Here is a 20,501-nt window from a genome sequence, read left to right as displayed (position 1 = left end):
CCGGCCTGTCACGCCGGGGGTCGCGGGTTCGAGTCCCGTCCGCTGCGCCATATAAAGAGAAGCCCTCAGCTCGCAAGAGCTGGGGGTTTTTCGCATCTGGCGGAAAAATTATCCGCAGTCACCAGGTTGTCATCGGGAATCTTCAGTCTGTTGGCACGGTCTTTGTTTCAATCGAAACCTAACGCCAGGAGGAAGACCCTATGGATGACTATGTAGAAGAGCTGCTGGAATCCCACGCCATCGAGCATGACCCGGCTGAACCGGCCGAAGACGCTACCGAGCTGTAAGGCTCGTTCTCAATTTGCCTGTAGACGCTGGCTGCGCCGAAACTCCCCGGGAGTCTGGCCGCTCCAGCGCTTGAAGGCTCTCTGAAACGCCTCGGCCGAGGCGAAACCGAGCAGGTAGGCGATCTCGCCAAAGGCCAACTCGGTATCGCGGATATATGCCATCGCCAAATCCCTTCGCGTCTCGTTGAGCAGGGTACGAAACTGCGTGCCTTCCTCGGCCAGCTTGCGCCTGAGCGTCCAGCTCGGTAGCTGCAGCTTGCGCGCGACCTCGTCCAGTTCCGGCTCGCGGCCATGCAGCATGGGCCCGAGCAGGTGGATGATGCGCTCGTGCAGACTGCGGGTGCGGGTCAGCTGATCCAATTCGCGTTCGGCCAACTCCAGCAATTGGTGCCAGGTGCTCGGGCAGTGCTGGTCCAGTGATTGATCCAGGCTGGCGTTGCTCAGGTGCAGACGGTTGTGTTCCGCGCCGAACTCCACCGGACAGCCAAAGCAGCGTTCGTAGCGCTCGGCGTAGTCGGGGGCGGGGAATTCGATCTCGACCCGTTCGATGCGCAGGGGCTCGTTTAGCAGGGCGCCGAGCTGATGGCGCCAGCTGGAAAGCACCGAGTCGACCACGAAGCGGTTGAAGGCGTTGTACGGGCTGATCGAGTAGAAGCTCAGCCAGGCACCGCTGGCATCTTCGACGAAGCTCGACTGGCCGCGGTAGTTGTGCGCGTAGAGCGGCTCGAAGCGAATCAGCGTGCGCGCCGCCTCGCGCAGGGTCGGTGCCTGGGCGGCGGTTACGCCGGCCAGCCCGGCCTGGCCGATGCGGCTGTGGCGGCCCATCTCCAGGCCCAGCGCCGGGTCGCCGCACAGGCCGATGGCGCTGTGGCCCAGGCGCATGTAGCGCGGAATCGACAGACGCTCGCGTGGCAGGGCCAGGCGCGTGGCGTCGAGGCGGAACTGGCGCAGCAACTCCTCGCTGGCGATGCCCTTTTCTGCGAGGGCGGCCACCAGGCCATGGACGAAGGCGACGGACAGGTCGCCGAGGCGCACGCGGCTGGCTTTCATGTCACAGCCACAGGTTGAGCAGGCGCGCGCCGGCCGCTTCTTCGGTCAGCTGCGTGCCCGAGTGGGTGACCGCCATGCTGTGGCCGTCGCTGCCCAGACTCCACAGTTGTCCGCGCAGGAATACCAGCATGCCGGCGCGAGCCTGCGTCTTCTCCAGCCGCGCGGGCAGCGAATGCAGTAGCCAGGCTTCGCTCTCGACCAGTTGGCTGGCGCGGCTGCGCAGATCGCTCGGCGTACCGGGCCAGACCGAATGCCACTGGCCGTTGCCGGGCAGGAAGGCCGGCACGGCGAGCAGCTCGACCTGCTGCTTGGCCAGCGCGGCGTAGCTCTCCGGGCGCCAGCTGTCGGTGCCGATCAGCACGCCCAGGCGCCCGGCCGGGGTGGTCACCACGTGCAGTTCCTGGTCGGTCGCGCCTGCGGTGAAGCTGTCTTCGTCGCGGTGCGGCAGCACCTTGCGCTGTGGTTGGCCGAGCGGCAGGCCGTCGCTGCCGAACACCAGGCTGACGTTGTACAGCGGGCCGTCGCCGATCTGCAGCACGCCATCCACCACGCTCGGCTCCGGCAGCACGATGGAGCCGGCGACTATGGTCACGCCATAGGTCTCGGCCAGTCCGCCGAACAGGCTCTGGTAATCGTCGGCCATCTGCTCGGCCTTCATGCGCAGCAGGGCGTCGCTGAGCGGCGCCTTGCCCTCGCTGAGCAGGGCGGCGTGCAGCAGCGGCAGCGGATGGCTGAGGCCCAGCCAGATACGCGCCTCGGCCAGGTCGCGAGCGGCAAATGCCTCGCGCTTCTCGCCGGCGGCCACCAGCCAGGTGCCGATGTGCTCGGGCAGGATCACCACTGTCTTGGCATTGAGCAGCCCTTCGCTGCGGGCCTTTTCCAGGTAGGCAGCGAGCTTGCGGTGCAGGTGCAGGGCGCTGCGGTAGTCGGCGGCGTGCAGGTCGGGCTGGATGCCCAGCAGGTTGCCGTGGCCGCTGTCGCTGCCCTGGCTGAAGGCCAGCGAGCTGCGCAGATCACTGAGGAAGTAGCTGGTGGGGCGCCATTGGGTCCAGGCGGCGTAGGCGAGCAGCAGGGCGATGAGCAGCAGGTAGAGGCCGCGGCGGAGCAGGGTGAGCATGGAGAAACCTGGCTGGAGTGGAGCTGCCAGCCTAGGGCAAGCCATGCCCTTTGCCTAGTCGGCCTGTTACTTATGATCAATAACTTGTGCTTTTCGATCATTGAGTGGTCGGCGGCCGCTCTTTATCGTCTGCCGCAACAACGACTGCACCCGGACGAGGTGCGGCGACTTCCGTGACAAGCCCGATGCCGTGGAGATGATCATGAGCAACGCCTACCCGAACCTGCTGGCCCCTCTGGACCTGGGTTTCACCACCCTGAAGAACCGTACCCTGATGGGCTCCATGCACACCGGCCTGGAAGAGAAGCCGGGCGGCTTCGAGCGCATGGCGGCCTACTTCGCCGAGCGTGCCCGTGGTGGCGTCGGCCTGATGGTCACCGGCGGTATCGGCCCGAACGAGGAAGGCGGCGTGTACTCCGGCGCGGCCAAGCTGACCACCGTCGAGGAAGCCGAGAAGCACAAGATCGTCACCAAGGCGGTGCATGAGGCGGGCGGCAAGATCGCCATGCAGATCCTGCATGCCGGCCGCTACGCCTACAGCCCGAAATCGGTAGCGCCGAGCGCCATCCAGGCGCCGATCAACCCGTTCAAGCCGCGCGAGCTGGACGAGGAAGGCATCGAGAAGCAGATCCAGGACTTCGTCACCTGCTCCGTGCTGGCCCAGCAGGCCGAGTACGACGGCGTCGAGATCATGGGTTCCGAGGGTTACTTCATCAACCAGTTCCTCGCCGCCCACACCAACCACCGTACCGACCGCTGGGGCGGCAGCTACGAGAACCGCATGCGCCTGCCGGTGGAAATCGTCCGCCGCGTGCGTGAGGCCGTAGGCCCGAACTTCATCATCATCTATCGCCTGTCGATGCTCGACCTGGTCGAGGGCGGCAGCACCTGGGACGAGATCGTCCTGCTGGCCAAGGCCATCGAGAAGGCCGGCGCCACCATCATCAACACCGGTATCGGCTGGCACGAAGCGCGCATCCCGACCATCGCCACCAAGGTGCCGCGCGCCGCGTTCACCAAGGTCACCGCCAAGCTCAAGGGCGAAGTCAGCATCCCGCTGTGCACCACCAACCGTATCAACACCCCGGAAGTCGCCGACCAGGTACTGGCCGAGGGCGATGCCGACATGGTCTCCATGGCCCGTCCGTTCCTCGCCGACCCGGACTTCGTCAACAAGGCCGCCGCTGGCCGCGCCGACGAGATCAACACCTGCATCGGCTGCAACCAGGCCTGCCTGGACCACACCTTCGGCGGCAAGCTGACCAGCTGCCTGGTCAACCCGCGCGCCTGTCACGAGACCGAGCTGAACTACATTCCCACCACCACCGTGAAGAAGATCGCCGTGGTCGGCGCCGGCCCGGCCGGCCTGTCCGCTGCCTCCGTGGCTGCCGAGCGTGGCCACAGCGTGACCCTGTTCGATGCGGCCGGCGAGATCGGCGGCCAGTTCAACGTGGCCAAGCGCGTTCCGGGCAAGGAAGAGTTCTACGAGACCCTGCGCTACTTCAAGAAGAAGCTGGAAACCACCGGTGTCGACCTGCGCCTGAACACCCGCGTCAACGTCGACGACCTGGCCAAGGGCGGCTATGACGAGATCATCCTGGCCACCGGTATCGCTCCGCGTACTCCGGCCATCGAGGGCATCGACAACGCCAAGGTCATCAGCTACCTGGACGCCATCCTGCAGCGCAAGCCGGTCGGCCAGAAGGTCGCGGTGATCGGCGCCGGTGGTATCGGCTTCGACGTCTCCGAGTTCATCACCCACGCCGGCGAGACCACCAGCCTGAATCGCGACGCGTTCTGGAAGGAGTGGGGCATCGACATCGCGCTGGACGCCCGTGGCGGCATTGCCGGGATCAAGGCCGAAGTGCATCCGGCGGCGCGCGAAGTGTTCCTGCTGCAGCGCAAGAAGACTAAGGTTGGCGACGGCCTGGGCAAGACCACCGGCTGGATCCACCGTACCGGCCTGAAGAACAAGAACGTGCAGATGCTCAACTCGGTCGAGTACCTCAAGGTCGACGACGCCGGCCTGCACATCCGTATCGCCGAGGGCGAGCCGCAGGTACTGCCGGTCGACACCGTGATCGTCTGCGCAGGGCAAGACCCGCTGCGCGAGCTGCAGGACGGCCTGGTCGCCGCCGGCCAGAGCGTGCACCTGATCGGTGGCGCCGACGTGGCCGCCGAGCTGGACGCCAAGCGTGCGATCAACCAGGGCTCGCGCCTCGCCGCCGAACTCTGATCGACAGACGCCCCGCCTAGTGCGGGGCGTTTTCTTTGAGGCTTACAACAATAAGGAGAAGCCCATGTCTACCGATCTTCAATTACAACCGGCCGCGGCAGTCAGCCTACAGCGCTGGCACCAGTTCATTGCCGCCCAGGATCTGAGCCAGCTGCCGGAGCTGCTGCATCCGCAGGCAGTGTTCCGCTCGCCCATGGCGCACAATGCCTATCCGGGCGCGCAGGCGGTCAATCTGATCCTCAATACCGTGCTGCAGGTGTTCCAGGACTTCGCCTACCACCGCGAGCTGGCGAGCGCCGATGGCCTCAACGTGGTGCTGGAGTTCAGTGCCAAGGTGGGCGAGCGCGAGCTCAAGGGCATCGACATGATCCGCTTCGACGAGAACGGCAAGATCGTCGAGTTCGAGGTGATGGTTCGTCCGATGAGCGGTCTGGCTGCCCTCGGCGAGGAGATGGGTCGTCGCCTGGCGCCCTACCTGGCTGCCGCCAAGGCCTGAGAACCTGTTTACGATCTGCTGCGCGTCGGCTAAACGGCGTTGAAAACAGCCTCCGTTATCTCTAGCTCGCGAGATCGTAAGCAGGTTCTAACGCCCAGCCCGTCACACTTTCGTCCTGTCGTCGCTGCTTATACCGGGCGGCGGCCGGGCGGCTGCCAACCCAGTCACATTGCCCGCGTTCCGTTTTCCCCTAGACTTGCCCGAAACAAGGGATTGCGCCTGCTTTGCAGGTTATGCACGTGCACGCTCAAGTTCGTAGTACGTCGATCGTGATCCCAGTTGGCCTTGAGGGAAAACCATGAGCATGCAGAACAAAGCGCAGATGGTCGAAGCCGTGCTGTTCTTCAATGAGCGCGGCATCTGCAAGGAGATGTTGTTTCCCGAGTTCGAAGCACTGCTCGATAACGTGGTGAACATGCCCGAACTGGCCGACCAGCAGATGCGTCTGGCCTATGTGCTGATCAACCCGCGGCTGCTGGTGCGCGCCGTGGTGTTCTTCTACCTGGATTTCGACGAGAACGGCGGTGCCGACAAGGGTTGGAACCTGCCCCTGCGCCACCTGGCCGACAACGCCGGGCGTGGCCCGGACCTGGGTGCCGGCCCGATCCGCCTGGCCTGCCGCAGCCAGTGCCCGGTTTCCTGGCACCAGATGCACCTGTGGGACCCGAGTCTGGCTCCAGGCAAGAACGACCTGGTACTGGTGCGTGATGCAGTCAAGCGCAACGCTCTGGGGCTGCTGGTGGAGGAGGACGCCTCGGTAGTGCTGGCCGAGCGTCTGCAGGTAGCCGCCGAAGACAAGTGGCAGGCTCCCGACCCCGCGCGTCAGGAGCTCGAGAAACAGGCCGAGCGCAACGAACAGGAACACCGCCTGAAAACCGCCCAGCTGATCAAGCAGCAACGTCTGCGCATCAGCACCCTGGGCAAGCAGCACGAGGAAGAGCTGGCCCGCCTCAAGCTGGCCGGTGACGAGCAGCAGCGTGCGCTGCAGACCGAGATCCACAACCTGCACCAGGCCCTGCGTCAGCAGGAAGAGCTGAACAACAGCCTGAAGGCGCAGCTAGGCGCCCAGGCCGACAGCATGCAGCAGAGCCGCGAGGAGCTGTCTCTGCAGCTGCGTGAGCTGGAGCGCAATGGCCGTACCGAGGCGGACATGCTGCGTGCGCAATTCGACTCCGAGCTGCAGGCGCGGATCGCCGCAGCGCTGGCCGAGTCGCGCGAGCAGGTGGCGATCCGTGATGTGGAACTGGCCTATCGCGGCGAGCAGGAAGCCCAGCTGCAGCAGGAGCTGCAGAACCTCAAGCGTGAGCGCGATGAACTGGCCAGCCAGGGCGGCGAGCAGATTCTCGAGCGCCTGGCCAAGCTCGGTGTGGTGTTTGTCGTCTACCATCCGGGCGCCGGCCACCTGACCATCCCGCTGCAGGACATCGCCCGCTATCAGAACAACCCGATGAGCTACGCCGCGGCCAAGTGCTTCGTCTCCGAGGAGCAGTATCGCCAGTGGCTGGCCCACTACCAGCAGCCAACCTGCGAGGCCAGCCTGCCGTCCGGTGAGCGCTGCGCCATGCCGATCGACCGGGTGGAGACACCCAGTCGCTTCGTGGTGGGCGAATCCAACTGCTGTGCGCGGCACAAGGCCGGCGCGCGTCTGCGCACCGTGAGCTGAGAACCTGTCCACGATCTCCTGGCTCGCGGCCATACGGCGTTAAAAACGCCCTCGGAATGCTCATTTACCATTCGTAAACTGCGCTTCCTCGGACGTTTTTGCCTTGTCTGGCTCTAATCCAGAAGACCGTGAACAGATTCTGAGCCGTTACCATTAAGGCTGGCGCCCGACAGGGGCGCGCAGCCGGTTCGCTTATCCATGCCTATTACCCTCCCAGACTGGCAGCCCTCCGCCCCGTTGCAGCCGCTGAAGCTCGACTGGCTCTCCCGTGCTGGCGTCGAGGTGGCGGTGTTGCGCCTCGATTTGCTCGATCCTCTGATCTCCGGCAACAAGTGGTTCAAGCTCAAACCGCATATCGCGGCGGCAGCGGCGACCGGGGCCGATGGCCTGATCAGCTTGGGTGGCGCGCATTCCAATCACCTGCACGCGCTGGCGGCGGCCGGGCGGCGCTTCGGCTTCGAGACCGTCGGGCTGTTGCGCGGTGAGGCGCAGAGCACCCCGACGGTTCGTGATCTGCAGAGCTTCGGCATGCGCCTGCACTGGCTCGGCTACGGTGGTTATCGCCAGCGTCATCACCCTGATTTCTGGCTGGAGTGGCAGGCGCGTTATCCCGCGCTGCTGCCGGTGAACGAGGGCGGTGGTGGTCTGCCGGCGGCGCGTGCTTGTGTCGAGATCGTCGATCTGGCTCGCGAGCAGTTGGCGGCGCTGGGCTGGGCTGACTATCACGGCTGGTGGCTGGCCGCCGGTACCGGTACCACGGCCGCCGGCTTGGTACTGGCGGAGCGCGGCGAGCGCATGGTGCATGTGGCCATGGCAGTACCGCCCGGACATGGCGTGGAGCAGCAGTTGCCAGCCATCCTCGCTGAGGCGGGACAGTGCGCTGCCGGCTATCGTCTGCTGGATGCCAGCCGCGGTGGTTTCGGCCGCCTGGATGCGGCGTTGGCTGGCTGTATCCGCGACTGCGAAGGGCAGGCCGATCTGCCGCTGGAGCCGCTTTATACCGGCAAGGCGATGCTGGCATTGCGCGCTGAGGTGGAGGCCGGTTACTTTGCTCCGGGTACGCGCCTGCTGATGCTGCATACCGGTGGCCTGCAGGGGCGTCGGGCCATGGCTCAACGCCTGGCCGAACTGGCTGCGACCTGCGCAGCACACCCAGAATAAGGAAGGACTGGTGTCGATGACCGAGCCGCTGAATCCCGACCAGCTGCGCAGTTTCACCCCGCTCAACGTGCTTTCCGAGCAGCAATGGCGCGAATTGCGCGGCCAGCTGGTGCCGCAGCCGCTGTTGGCCGGACAGTTGCTGTTCCGTCAGGGTGACCAGGCTCGCACCACCTATTACCTGCTCTCCGGCGAACTGCTGCTGCGCGACAGCGAGGGCCGCGAGGAGCGCCTGCAGGCCGGCAGCGAGGCCAGCTGCCATCCGCTGTCGCCGAGCCTGCCACGCCAGCACGAGGTGCGCGCGCTGAGCGATGTCAGCGTGCTGGCGCTGGACTCCGTCAATCTCAGTCGCCTGCTCACCTGGCGCCTGGCCTACCAGGACCTGCTGCTCGATCTGGGCAGCAGCGGTGACGACATCGAGTGGCTGGAGCGCCTGCTGGAGAACCCGCTGTTTGCCAAGGTGCCACCGGCCAATGTGCGGGCCATGCTCGACCGTTTGCGCCCGATCGACCTGCCGGCGGGTAGCCGAGTGCTGATCGAGGGCGAGGCAGGCGATTGCTGCTACTTCCTCAAGAGTGGCCGGGCCGAGGTGTTTCGCGGCGACGACAGTGGCCGCCAGGTGCTGGCCGAGCTGGAGGTCGGCGCCTGCTTCGGCGAAGAGGCGTTGCTCTCCGACCAGCCACGCAACGCCACCGTGACCCTGATCGAGCCCGGCGTGGTGCTGCGTCTCGATCGGCATGACTTTTTCGCTTTGCTCAAGGCGCCGGTGGTGGACGAGGTGTCCTTCGGCGAAGCGGCGCGCCTGCTCTCAAGCGGCGCCCAGTGGCTGGATGTGCGCCTGCTGGCCGAATACGAGCAGGCCCATGCCCAGCAGGCGCTGAATATGCCGCTGCACCTGCTGCGCCTGAAGGTGCGCCTGCTGGACAAGAGCAAGACCTACCTGTGCTACTGCGACAGCGGCAAGCGCAGCGCCAGCGCGGTGTTCCTCCTCTCGCAGCTTGGCTTCAATGCCTATGCCCTGCGTGACGGTCTGGATGCCTTGCCGGCGGTGCAGCGTGGGGCGCTGCTCTGCGAGAGCGGTCCCGGTTATCTGGCGCGCTCCGGCGGGCGCACCGAACGCAGCCACTAGCCCGGTGCGGGCCAGGCATCGCCCACCAGGAACAGCCGTTCGCGCTCATGCCAGTCGCCACCGCCGTTCTGCTCCAGGCGCACCAGCAGCTGCGCGGGCGCCTGGCTATCCAGCTGCGTGAACCAAGCATCCAGCTGCTCGCGCGGCCAGCATTGCCCCTCGGGCACACGCGCCGGAGCCAGCCAGGCGCGGCGCTGCAGGGGCTGCCAGTGCGGTTGCCCACTCACCAGCTGTGACCAGTCGCGACGATGCAGCCAGCGTCCGCGCAGATGGTCGAGGCCGCTGCCAATCGGTGCGGCACAGGCCTGCTGCCAGGGATAGAACAGATAGCCGCCTAGCCAGGCGGCGGAGTGGGGCGCTGCGTCGGTCAGCTCCGCCAAGGTCTGCTGGCCGGCGGCGCTGCTGGCCAGTGGTAGCTGGTGCTGGCGCAGGTGTTTGAGCTTGAGATCGAGACGGTCCTCGCTGGAGGGCCCCAGCCAGTTGCCAGCCTCCTCGCCGCAATCCCTCTCGGGCCCCAGGTAGAGTTTTACCGCCAGCTCCAGGTGGTGCACGCCCTCATCGTCGCGCAACAGCAGATCCAGCTCGCCCAGAGTGTGGCCGGCCTGGCGCACTGGCAGGTTGGCCGCCAGCAGCTCGACATCCGGGGCGGCGGCTAGGGCGAACTGCCACAGCCGTTCGTAGTAGTGGCCCAGGCGGCTGGAACCGTTGGCCAGATAGACCTGCAGGGCTTCGGGCCGGGCTTCCTGCTGCTGCAGCCAGTCGCCCAGGCGCTGGGCATCGTGCAGCCAGGGGCTGGCAGCGAGCGGGTGGCGCAGCGGCAGTTCGCTCCCCGTGAGGATGCCGGGGGAGAGCAGGGTCCAGGCCAGGTCGCGGACCTGCGGGTGGCGCAGGTGCGCCAGCAGCTCGTCGAGAGGCGTTCGCATCGGCCGAGCATAGCCGACGCGGTTTGCTGCGGTTAGCGCCTTTCGCCCATAATTCGGGCAATTCTCCCCGTTGCAGAGCGCCCCATGGAGCAATTCCGCAATATCGGCGTCATCGGTCGTCTGGGCAGTGCCCAGGTGCTCGATACCATTCGCCGCCTGAAGAACTTCCTGCTCGAGCGCCACCTGCATGTGATTCTCGAGGACACCATCGCCGAGGTATTGCCCGGCCATGGCCTGCAGACCTGCTCGCGCAAGATCCTTGGCGAGGTGTGTGATCTGGTCATCGTCGTCGGCGGCGATGGCAGCATTCTCGGCGCCGCCCGCGCCCTGGCCCGGCACAAGATTCCGGTGCTCGGCATCAACCGTGGCAACCTGGGCTTTCTCACCGACATCAAGCCGGACGAGCTGGAGGTCAAGGTCGCCGAAGTGCTCGAAGGGCGTTTCCTCGAAGAGAGCCGCTTCCTGCTGGAGGCCGAGGTACGCCGCCATGGTGAGGCCATCGGCCAGGGCGATGCGCTCAACGACGTGGTGCTGCACCCGGGCAAGTCGACCAAGATGATCGAGTTCGAACTGTTCATCGACGGCCACTTCGTCTGCAGCCAGAAGGCCGACGGCCTGATCATCGCCACGCCCACCGGCTCCACAGCCTACTCGCTGTCCGCCGGCGGACCGATCATGCATCCCAAGCTGGACGCCATCGTCATCGTGCCGATGTACCCGCACACATTGTCCAGCCGCCCGATCGTGGTGGACGGCAACAGCGAGCTGAAGATCGTGGTGGCGGACGATCTGCCGATCTACCCGCTGGTGTCCTGCGATGGGCAGAACCATTTCACTTGCGCGCCCGGCGACACCATCACGGTGGCCAAGAAGCCGCACAAGCTGCGCCTGATCCATCCGCTCGATCACAACTACTACGAGGCCTGCCGCACCAAGCTCGGCTGGGGCGGCCGCCAGTGGAGCCACGACTGAGATGCTCGACCCGGCGCGCGGCTACGATCTGATCGGCGACGTGCACGGCTGCGGTCGCAGCCTGGCGCGCCTGCTCGAGCAGATGGGTTACCGCCGCGAGGGCGGCGTCTGGCGTCATCCGCGGCGCATGGTGCTTTTCCTCGGCGACATCATCGACCGCGGCCCGCGCATCCGCGAGGCGCTGCACCTGGTGCACGACATGGTCGAGGCCGGCCAGGCCCTGTGCATCATGGGTAACCACGAGTACAACGCCCTCGGCTGGTACACCGAGGCGCCGCCCAATAGCGAGCGGCGCCATGTGCGTGAACACACGCCACGGCACGAGCGCCTGCTGCAGCAGACCTTCCGCCAGTTCGAGGAGCACCCGGCCGACTGGCACGACTTCCTCGATTGGTTCCAGCAGCTGCCGCTGTTCGTCGACGCCGGACGCTTCCGCCTAGTGCATGCCTGCTGGGACAACGAGCTGATAACGCCGCTGCGCCAGCGCTTCGCCGACGGCCGCGTCGACCGCGATTTCGTCACCGCCTCGGCGGTGCCCGGCAGCTTCGCCAATCGGGTGTTCGAGCGCCTGCTACGCGGCACCGACATGCGCCTGCCGCAGGGCCTGACCCTGACCAGTGAAGAGGGCTTCACCCGCGCCTACTTCCGCACCAAGTTCTGGGAAAGCGACCCGCAGACCTACGGCGATGTAGTGTTCCAGCCCGATGCGCTGCCCGATGACGTGGCCAGCTTGCCGCTGAGCGCCACCGACAAGGGCCGTCTGCTGCAGTACGGCGCCGACGAGCCGATGCTGTTCGTCGGCCACTACTGGCGCCGTGGCCGCCCGGCGCCGATCCGCGCCAACCTGGCCTGCCTGGACTACAGCGCGGTGATGTACGGCAAGCTGGTGGCCTATCGCCTGGATGACGAGACGCAGATCGACCCGAGCAAGTTTGTCTGGGTCGAGGTGGAGCGTCCGGAGGCGCCGCAATGAGCCGTATCGAGGCGCTGCGCCGCCCCTTGCAGGAAGATCTCAGTGGCTTCGTCGCCCTGTTGCGCCGTCTGCAGGTACCGCACCGGGTCAGCGAGGAGCGCGATGCCCAGGTGCTCTGGGTGCCGGTCGAGCCGCTAGCCGCGCAGGTGCGCGAGCTGTATCTGCGCTATCCACAAGGCGCGATGGAAGCAGAAGTGCCTACACCCGCCAGGGCGGCCCGGCCGGGCTTGGTCGCGCAGCTGCGTGCCAGCTGGATGACCAGTGCGCTGCTGTTGCTGACTCTGCTGGTGGCTGCCGTCACTCTGCTCGGCGACAACTTCGCCACGCTGCGCTGGCTGACCTTCCAGGATTTCCATATCCAGGGCGAATACCTGTACTTCCAGCCCTGGCTGACGAGCTTGGAGGCGGGGCAGTGGTGGCGCCTGGTGTCACCGATGTTCATCCACTTCGGTGTACTGCACCTGGCCATGAATGCCATGTGGTACTGGGAGTTGGGCCGGCGCATCGAGTTTCGCCAGGGCGGCTTTGCGCTGTTGGGGCTGAGCCTGGTGTTCGGCCTGTTGTCCAATCTGGCGCAGTTCTGGTTTGGCGGCCCCTCGCTGTTCGGCGGCCTCTCCGGTGTGCTCTACGGCCTGCTCGGTTACTGCTGGATCTTCCAGTTGCTGGCGCCGACCCCGGCCTACCAGCTGCCGCGTGGCGTGCTGGTGATGATGCTGATCTGGCTGCTGGTGTGCCTGTCTGGGGTGATCGATACCCTGGGCTTCGGCGCCATTGCCAACGCCGCCCATGTCGGTGGTCTGGCCGCCGGTTGCGCCGCGGGTCTCGTCGGCGGTGCGCTGGCGCGCCTGCGCCGGTAAACTTGCCGCCCTGTTTAGCTTTCCGCTGTCGGAGTCCGCGATGTCGTCCTTTGCCGAAATGATCGAGAACATCACCCCCGAGATCTACCAGAGCCTCAAGTTGGCGGTAGAGATCGGCAAGTGGCCGGACGGCCGCAAGCTCACCCAGGAGCAGAAGGAGCTGTCGCTGCAGGCCATGATCGCCTGGGAAGTGCAGAACCTGCCCGAAGAGGAGCGCACCGGCTACATGGGCCCGCAGGAGTGCCAGTCCCACGCCGAGCCGATTCCGAACCTGCTGTTCAAGTCCAACGATACCCTGCACTGATGATCGAGATGAACGAGCTAGGCCGCGGTGCGCTGAGCAAGATGGCGGTGCGCCTGGGCGAGACGGCGCAGTACGCCTTCCGCCTGGATGAGCTGGAAGTACCGGTCAATCCACTGCTGGGGCGGCGTATTCGCCTGGAGTTCCTCGGCGTCATCCATTGCACCCATTGTGGACGCAAGACCAAGAAGAGTTTTGCCCAGGGCTACTGCTACCCATGCTTCACCAAGCTGGCGCAGTGCGACAGCTGCATCGTCAGCCCGGAGAAGTGCCATCACGAGCAAGGCACCTGCCGCGAGCCGAGCTGGGGCGAGCAGTTCTGCATGACCGACCACGTGGTGTACCTGGCCAACTCGTCGGGGGTGAAGGTGGGCATCACCCGCGCCACCCAGCTGCCGACCCGCTGGCTCGACCAGGGTGCCAGCCAGGCGCTGCCGATCTTTCGCGTCGCTACTCGCCAGCAGTCCGGCTTTGTCGAAGACCTGCTGCGCAGCCAGGTGGCGGACAAGACCAACTGGCGCGCGCTGCTCAAGAGCGACGCTGTGCCGGTCGATCTGCCGGCCATTCGTGACCAGCTGCTGGCCAGCTGCGCCGAGGGCATTGCCGAGCTGCAGCAGCGTTTCGGCCTGCAGGCCATCCAGCCGGTGCTGGACGCCGAGGTGGTGCAGATTCGCTATCCGGTCGATGCCTATCCGACCAAGGTCGCCAGCCATGACCTGGAGAAAACTCCGGTGGTGGAGGGTATCCTCAAGGGCATCAAGGGCCAGTACCTGATCCTCGACACTGGCGTGATCAACCTGCGCAAATACACGGCCTACCAGGTCGCCGTACTCACCGAATAAGAGGCCACAAGCCATGCGTACCGAACAGCCGAAGATGATCTACCTCAAGGACTATCAGGCTCCCGACTACCTGATCGACGAGACGCACCTGACCTTCGAGCTGTTCGAGGACCACACCCTGGTGCATGCCCAACTGGTGATGCGCCGCAACCCTGAGGCCGGCGCCGGCCTGCCGCCGCTGGTGCTCGATGGCCAGCAGCTGGAGCTGATCAGCGTGGCCCTGGATGACCGCGAGCTGAGCGCCGCCGATTACCAGCTGAGCGACAGCCACCTGACCCTGCAGCCGACGCAAGAACGCTTCGTCATTGACAGCAGCGTACGCATCCACCCGGAGAGCAACACCGCGCTGGAGGGCCTGTACAAGTCCAGCGGCATGTTCTGCACCCAGTGCGAGGCCGAAGGCTTCCGCAAGATCACCTACTACCTCGATCGCCCGGACGTGATGAGCAAGTTCACCACCACGCTCAGCGCCGAGCAGCACAGCTACCCGGTGCTGCTGTCCAACGGCAACCCGATTGCCAGCGGCAGCGAGGAGGGCGGCCGCCACTGGGCGACCTGGGAAGACCCGTTCATGAAACCGGCCTACCTGTTCGCCCTGGTCGCCGGCGACCTCTGGTGCGTGGAAGACAGCTTCACCACCATGAGCGCCCGTGAAGTCACCCTGCGCATCTACGTCGAGCCGGAGAACATCGACAAGGTGCAGCACGCCATGACCAGCCTGAAGAAGTCGATGAAGTGGGACGAGGAGGTGTACGGGCGCGAGTACGACCTGGACATCTTCATGATCGTCGCGGTCAACGACTTCAACATGGGCGCCATGGAGAACAAGGGCCTCAACATCTTCAACTCCAGCTGCGTGCTGGCCCGCGCCGAGACCGCCACCGACGCCGCGCACCAGCGCGTCGAGGCGGTGGTGGCCCACGAGTATTTCCACAACTGGTCGGGCAACCGCGTGACTTGCCGCGACTGGTTCCAGCTGTCCTTGAAAGAAGGTTTCACCGTGTTCCGCGACGCCGAATTCTCGGCCGACATGAACTCGCGCACGGTCAAGCGCATCGAGGACGTGGCCTACCTGCGTACCCACCAGTTCGCCGAAGATGCCGGCCCGATGGCCCACCCGGTGCGCCCGGACGCCTTCATGGAAATCTCCAACTTCTACACCCTGACCGTCTACGAGAAGGGCTCGGAAGTGCTGCGCATGATCCACACCCTGCTCGGGCCGCAGCTGTTCCGCAAAGGCTCGGACCTGTACTTCGAGCGCCACGATGGCCAGGCCGTGACCTGCGACGATTTCGTCAAGGCCATGGAGGACGCCAGTGGCCAGGACCTGTCCCAGTTCAAGCGCTGGTACAGCCAGGCAGGTACTCCGCGCCTGGAGGTCAGCGAGAGCTATGACGCGGCGGCCAACACCTACCGCCTGCAGCTGCGCCAGAGCTGCCCGGCCACTCCGGGTCAGGCCGAGAAGCTGCCCTTCGTCATCCCGCTGGAGCTGGCCCTGCTCGATGCCCAGGGCCGCGAGCTGCCGTTGCAACTGGTTGGCGAGGACAAGCCGGTAGGCACCAGTCGCGTGCTGCAGGTGACCCAGGCCGAGCAGGCCTTCACTTTCGTCAATCTCGAGGCCAAGCCGCTGCCGTCGCTGCTGCGTGGCTTTAGTGCGCCGGTCAAACTGAGCTTCCCCTACAGCCGCGATCAGCTGATGTTCCTCATGCAGCACGATTCCGACGGCTTCAACCGTTGGGAGGCTGGCCAGCAGCTGGCCGTGCAGGTGCTGCAGGAGCTGATCGGTCAGCATCAGCGTGGTGAGCAGTTGGTGCTGGATCAACGCCTGGTCGAGGCCTTCCGTACCCTGCTGGCGGATGAGTCGCTGGACCAGGCCATGGTCGCCGAGATGCTCTCGCTGCCGGGCGAGGGCTACCTCACCGAGATTAGTGAAGTGGCCGATGTTGATGCCATCCACGCCGCCCGCGAGTTCGCTCGCGCGCAGTTGGCGGAAGCATTGTTCGAGCTGTTGTGGAAACGCTATCAGGCCAACCGCGAGGTCTCGCGCAGCACGCCGTACGTGGCCGAGTCCACCCACTTCGCTCGCCGTAGCCTGCAGAACATCGCGCTGTCCTACCTGATGCTGACCGGCAAGCCGGAAGTGCTGGCCGCGACCCTGGAACAGTACGACGCCTGTGACAACATGACCGAGCGCCTGACCGCGCTGGCGGTGCTGGTCAATTCCGCCTTCGAGGCAGAGAAGGCCGAGGCGCTCAAGGCCTTCGCCGAGCACTTCAAGGACAACGCCCTGGTCATGGACCAGTGGTTTAGCGTGCAGGCCGCCAGCACCTTGTCGGGCGGCCTGGCCCGCGTGCAGACGCTGATGCAGCACCCGGCCTTCACCATGAAGAACCCGAACAAGGTGCGCGCGCTGATCGGCGCCTTCGCCGGGCAGAACCTGGTCAACTTCCACGCCGCCGACGGCAGCGGTTACCGCTTCCTGGCCGACCAGGTGATCAGCCTCAACGCCACCAACCCGCAGATCGCCTCGCGCCAGCTCGGCCCGCTGACCCGCTGGCGCAAGTACGACGCCGCACGCCAGGCGCTGATGCGCAGCGAGCTGGAGCGCATCCTTGCCAGCGGCGAGCTGTCCAGCGATGTGTTCGAGGTGGTCAGCAAGAGCCTGGCCTGAGGTGAAATGGCGTTACCGAGCGCTTGCTTGGTAACGCCATCTGTTACTCGGTGTTTCCTTTCTACCTGGCCAACTTTCGATCACCGCTGAAAGGCCCGTGCCAGACGCGTTTCTCTCGCTGAGAAGAAGCGTTTCTCAAGGTTAAATAGCGCCACCCAGGCGACAAATTGGGACAGATAAGGGCGACATCGGCCATTTATGGGACTTTCGTGCCGAAATGCAGCTGATAGTGGCGTGTTGGTATCGATCTTGAATTACCCGTGATCGGCCGAGCCGGCGCAGTCCGGCAGAACGGGCATAACAAGAACAATCGATCCATGGAGCCGCCGATGGTCTTTCCCTTGCGCAAGTCGTCCCTATGTTTCGCCCCCGCCAAAGCGGGTTTCGCCCTTGCCGGGCTTATTCCGCTGATGCTGGCGGTGCCGGCCGGTGCAGTAGAGTTCAGCTTGGCTGATGGCGAGGTCAGTGGCTCGCTGGATACCACCCTGTCGTACGGCCAGCTGTACCGGGTGCAGGGGCGTGATCAGAGCAACGATGACGTCAACACCAACGACGGTAACCGTAACTTCGACACGGGGCTGGTTTCGGAGGTGTACAAGATCACTTCCGATCTGGAAGCCACCTATCAGAACTACGGTCTGTTCGTGCGCGGCACTGCTTTCTATGACACCCAGATCATGGACAAGCGCAACGACTTCTACGACAACAACGATCCGCTGCAAGCCAGCCAGAACTATCCCAAGGATGACAGCTTCACCCGCGAGACCCGCCACAAGGCCGGTCGCGATGCGCAGATTCTTGACTCCTATCTGTACGGCAACTGGGACGTCGCCGGCATGCCGGTGGGCGCGCGGATCGGCAAGCAAGTGTTCAACTGGGGCGAGGGCATCTTCTACCGTGGTGGCATCAACACCACCAACCCCATCGATGCCGCCAAATTCCGCCTGCCAGGCTCGGAGCTCAAGGAAGTTCTGGTCCCTGTCGAGGCGCTCAGCTTCAGCGCCGGCCTGACCGATAGCCTGTCCATGGAGGCCTTCTACCAGTGGAACTGGAAGGAAACCGCACTGGATCCGTCGGGCACCTTCTTCTCGGAAACCGACCTGTTCGCTGATGGTGGTAACACTGCCTATACCAACCTTGCAGGTACCGCGCTGGCTGCGCCTCAGGCATCGCTGGGTGGCGCTTCGCTGCTGCAGTTCTATAACGCTGGTGCAGGTGGGCTTTGTACGTTTGGGGTGGGTGGCCTCTGCGCCGGTGGCCGCAACTTCACCGTGCCAGGCAGCCAGTACGTACATGTCGCCGATGTGAAGTCGGACCTCAATGCCAAGGACGACGGCCAGTATGGGGTGTCGTTCAAGTACATGGCTGAAGAGCTCAATTCGACCGAGTTCGGTGCCTACTTCGTCAATTACCACTCCAAAGAGCCGAGCATCTATGCCGACCTGAATGGTTATGCCGGTGTAGATGTGTTCACGCTGGCAAGTGCCATGCCTGGCGGGGCTACAGCGGCGAATATCCAGGCTGCAGGCGGTTTGGCTACGCTGGACACCCTGGGTCATGTACAGGCCCGTCGTGAGTATGTCGAAGACATCCGCATGTATGGTCTGAGCTTCAACACCAACATCGGCGAGGCTTCGGTATTCGGTGAGTTGAGCTATCGGCCGAACCTGCCGATCGGTATCTCCACCACCAACGACCTGCTGGGTGATCTGATTCAGCAGGCTGCTAGCTTGGTCAACACCAACCCGGCACTCGCCGGTTTGGGGCTGGATGGTACGGCGCAAGTTGCTGGCAAGACCTTCACTCGCAATGGTCAGCTGCACAACTACGAGCGGGTCGAGGCCTACAACGCATCCCTGGGTACCATCTACAACTTTGGGCCGGTGGCCAGCTTCGACTCCCTGTTCGGTATCGCCGAACTGGCGTCTGAGCATATTCGTGGCAGCAGCCTGCAGTATCTGGATTCCAATGGTGCTAACCGCTACTACTCGGGCCGCGGCAACAACGACTACGTTACCGGCGGTGAGCGAGAGGATCAGATCAACCGTAACGCTTACGGCTATACCCTGGTCCTCTCGGGCACCTGGAACGACGTGTTTGCTGGGGTAAACCTCTCGCCCTACGCCGTCTACAAGGATGACTTCGAGGGTAACTCGCACCAGACCGGCAACTTCATCGAGGGGCGCAAGGCCTATACCCTTGGCCTGAAGGCGTCGTACCTGAACAGCCTGGAAGCCGAACTGCAGTACACCGAGTTCTATGGTGCGGGTGAGAACAACTCGGGCCGTGACCGTGACAACGTTGGTATCAACGTCAAGTACTCGTTCTGATCTCGAACCTTTGAGCTGACCGAAAAGTACGGTTGGCTCACCTGATGGAGAATCACCATGCTGATGAAATACACGCTGATGGGCGCTGCAGTTGCCCTCGCGCTTTCTGCTGGCTCGACGCTGGCCGCCGTTTCCGCCGACGAGGCGGCCAAGCTGGGTACTACCCTGACGCCCTTCGGTGCCGAAAAGGCCGGCAATGCCGATGGCAGCATCCCGGCCTGGACCGGTGGCATCACCCAGGCGCCTGCTGGCTACAAGGGCAGTGGTTCGCACCATGTCGATCCATTCCCGGATGACAAGCCGCTGTTCACCATCACCAAGGCCAATCTGGATCAGTACAAGGACAAGCTGAGCGCGGGCCAGATCGCCCTGTTCAACTCCTATCCGGAAACCTACCAGATGCCGGTGTACCAGAGCCGCCGCTCCGGCTCGGCGCCGCAGTGGGTGTATGACAACAGCATCAAGAACGCCACCACTGCCAAGCTGATCGAGGGTGGCAACGGTTTCGTCGATGCCTACGGCGGCGTTCCGTTCGCCATTCCGCAGAACGGCCTCGAGGCGCTGTGGAACCACATCGTGCGTTATCGCGGTACCTACATCACTCGCCGTTCGGTAGAGGCAGCGGTGCAGCGCAATGGCGCGTTCTCGCCGGTGGTCTCCGAGGTCGAGGCGCTGTTCCGCTACTACAACCCGAAAGGCAGCTACGCCGATCTCAACAACATCCTGTTCTACTACCTGAACTTCACCAAGAGCCCGGCGCGCCTGGCCGGTGGTGCTGCGCTGGTACATGAGACCCTGGATCAGGTGAAAGAGCCGCGTCAGGCCTGGGCCTATGCCGCCGGCCAGCGCCGCGTGCGCCGTGCGCCGAACTTGGCTTACGACACGCCGATCTCCGCCTCCGAAGGCCTGCGTACCGCCGACGACACCGACATGTACAACGGTGCGCCGGATCGCTACGACTGGAAGCTGCTGGGCAAGAAGGAGATGTACATCCCCTACAACAACTACAAGATTGCCGCCGATGGTGTGAAGTACAAGGACGTGCTGCAGGTCGGTCACGTCAACCCGGCGCTGACGCGTAACGAACTGCATCGCGTTTGGGTGGTGGAGGGCACGCTCAAGTCGGGCGCTCGTCACGTCTATGGCAAGCGCACCCTGTTCCTCGACGAGGACAGCTGGCAGGCCGCCATCGTCGATCAGTACGACACCCGTGGCGAGCTGTGGCGCGTCTCCGTTGCTTATCTGAAGAACTACTACGACCTGCCCACCACCTGGTCGGCCATGGAAGCCTTCCACGACCTGCAGAGCCGTCGTTACTACGTGCAGAACCTGGACAGCGAGGAGGCGGGCACCGCCGACTTCGCCAAGCCGGTCCCGGCAGACAGCGAGTTCACGCCTTCTGCACTGCGCCGTCGTGGTACCCGCTGAGGTCGCAAGCCTCGGATCAGCTACTCCCGCCGCTCGTTTGAGCGGCCTTTTCGACCCGGCCTGGCGCC

General features: G+C 64.6%; 16 protein-coding genes. 13 read left to right on the top strand and 3 right to left on the bottom strand.

Features of this window, described 5'->3' with window-relative positions; genetic code table 11:
* Nucleotides 1-296: 296 nt before the first annotated feature.
* Nucleotides 297-1,337 (bottom strand): AraC family transcriptional regulator, encoded by a 1,041-nt coding sequence (locus IP89_RS13720; protein WP_043310125.1) that lies wholly within the window; start codon nucleotides 1,335-1,337, stop codon nucleotides 297-299.
* Between the two features lies 1 nt (nucleotide 1,338).
* Complete coding sequence (locus IP89_RS13715) at nucleotides 1,339-2,454, bottom strand: carbon-nitrogen hydrolase family protein (RefSeq protein WP_043310124.1); 1,116 nt, start codon at nucleotides 2,452-2,454, stop codon at nucleotides 1,339-1,341.
* 202 nt (nucleotides 2,455-2,656) lie between these two features.
* Here IP89_RS13715 and IP89_RS13710 point away from each other — a divergent pair, with 202 nt between their 5' ends.
* From IP89_RS13710 to IP89_RS13690, 5 genes are all read left to right on the top strand, one after another.
* Nucleotides 2,657-4,690, top strand: a complete 2,034-nt coding sequence (locus IP89_RS13710; protein WP_156115052.1) for an NADPH-dependent 2,4-dienoyl-CoA reductase — start codon at nucleotides 2,657-2,659, stop codon at nucleotides 4,688-4,690.
* A gap of 64 nt (nucleotides 4,691-4,754) precedes the next feature.
* A complete protein-coding gene (locus IP89_RS13705) occupies nucleotides 4,755-5,186 on the top strand; it encodes a nuclear transport factor 2 family protein (protein WP_043310123.1) in 432 nt (143 codons plus the stop codon).
* A gap of 298 nt (nucleotides 5,187-5,484) precedes the next feature.
* Entirely contained in the window at nucleotides 5,485-6,849 is a 1,365-nt protein-coding gene (locus tag IP89_RS13700) for a hypothetical protein (protein WP_043310122.1), read from the top strand.
* Nucleotides 6,850-7,047: 198 nt separating this feature from the next.
* Nucleotides 7,048-8,010, top strand: a complete 963-nt coding sequence (locus tag IP89_RS13695; protein WP_043310121.1) for a 1-aminocyclopropane-1-carboxylate deaminase/D-cysteine desulfhydrase — start codon at nucleotides 7,048-7,050, stop codon at nucleotides 8,008-8,010.
* A gap of 16 nt (nucleotides 8,011-8,026) precedes the next feature.
* Nucleotides 8,027-9,136: a cyclic nucleotide-binding domain-containing protein gene (locus IP89_RS13690; protein ID WP_043310120.1), complete on the top strand. Its 1,110-nt coding sequence runs from the start codon at nucleotides 8,027-8,029 to the stop codon at nucleotides 9,134-9,136.
* Here the strand turns inward: IP89_RS13690 and IP89_RS13685 are convergent.
* Nucleotides 9,133-10,059, bottom strand: coding sequence for a DUF1853 family protein (locus tag IP89_RS13685; RefSeq protein WP_043310119.1), 927 nt, complete (start codon nucleotides 10,057-10,059; stop codon nucleotides 9,133-9,135). The genes IP89_RS13690 and IP89_RS13685 overlap by 4 nt on opposite strands.
* A gap of 84 nt (nucleotides 10,060-10,143) precedes the next feature.
* Between IP89_RS13685 and IP89_RS13680 the strand changes: the two genes are divergently transcribed.
* From IP89_RS13680 to IP89_RS13645, 8 genes are all read left to right on the top strand, one after another.
* Nucleotides 10,144-11,031 (top strand): NAD(+) kinase, encoded by an 888-nt coding sequence (locus tag IP89_RS13680; protein WP_043310117.1) that lies wholly within the window; start codon nucleotides 10,144-10,146, stop codon nucleotides 11,029-11,031.
* A gap of 1 nt (nucleotide 11,032) precedes the next feature.
* A complete protein-coding gene (locus tag IP89_RS13675) occupies nucleotides 11,033-12,004 on the top strand; it encodes a metallophosphoesterase (protein WP_043310116.1) in 972 nt (323 codons plus the stop codon).
* Nucleotides 12,001-12,861 carry a rhomboid family intramembrane serine protease gene (locus IP89_RS13670; RefSeq protein WP_043310114.1) on the top strand — a complete coding sequence of 287 codons (861 nt, stop codon included), beginning with the start codon at nucleotides 12,001-12,003 and terminating at the stop codon, nucleotides 12,859-12,861. Before IP89_RS13675 ends, IP89_RS13670 begins: the two co-directional genes overlap by 4 nt.
* Before the next feature lie 40 nt (nucleotides 12,862-12,901).
* Nucleotides 12,902-13,165 (top strand): YeaC family protein, encoded by a 264-nt coding sequence (locus IP89_RS13665; RefSeq protein ID WP_021699693.1) that lies wholly within the window; start codon nucleotides 12,902-12,904, stop codon nucleotides 13,163-13,165.
* 8 nt (nucleotides 13,166-13,173) lie between these two features.
* On the top strand, nucleotides 13,174-14,004 hold the full coding sequence (locus tag IP89_RS13660) for a DUF2797 domain-containing protein (RefSeq protein WP_043310127.1): 831 nt from the start codon (nucleotides 13,174-13,176) through the stop codon (nucleotides 14,002-14,004).
* Nucleotides 14,005-14,017: 13 nt separating this feature from the next.
* The gene (gene pepN / locus IP89_RS13655; protein ID WP_043310113.1) at nucleotides 14,018-16,675 is read left to right on the top strand and encodes an aminopeptidase N; all 2,658 of its coding nucleotides are present in this window, start codon (nucleotides 14,018-14,020) and stop codon (nucleotides 16,673-16,675) included.
* 329 nt (nucleotides 16,676-17,004) lie between these two features.
* Nucleotides 17,005-19,005, top strand: coding sequence for a DUF1302 domain-containing protein (locus tag IP89_RS13650; protein ID WP_043310126.1), 2,001 nt, complete (start codon nucleotides 17,005-17,007; stop codon nucleotides 19,003-19,005).
* Nucleotides 19,006-19,062: 57 nt separating this feature from the next.
* Nucleotides 19,063-20,433: a DUF1329 domain-containing protein gene (locus tag IP89_RS13645; protein ID WP_043310112.1), complete on the top strand. Its 1,371-nt coding sequence runs from the start codon at nucleotides 19,063-19,065 to the stop codon at nucleotides 20,431-20,433.
* Nucleotides 20,434-20,501: the final 68 nt, after the last annotated feature.

Origin of the sequence: Pseudomonas sp. ML96, from assembly GCF_000761545.1 — a bacterium.
GTDB lineage: Bacteria > Pseudomonadota > Gammaproteobacteria > Pseudomonadales > Pseudomonadaceae > Aquipseudomonas.
This window is presented reverse-complemented; position numbering and strand designations above follow the sequence as displayed.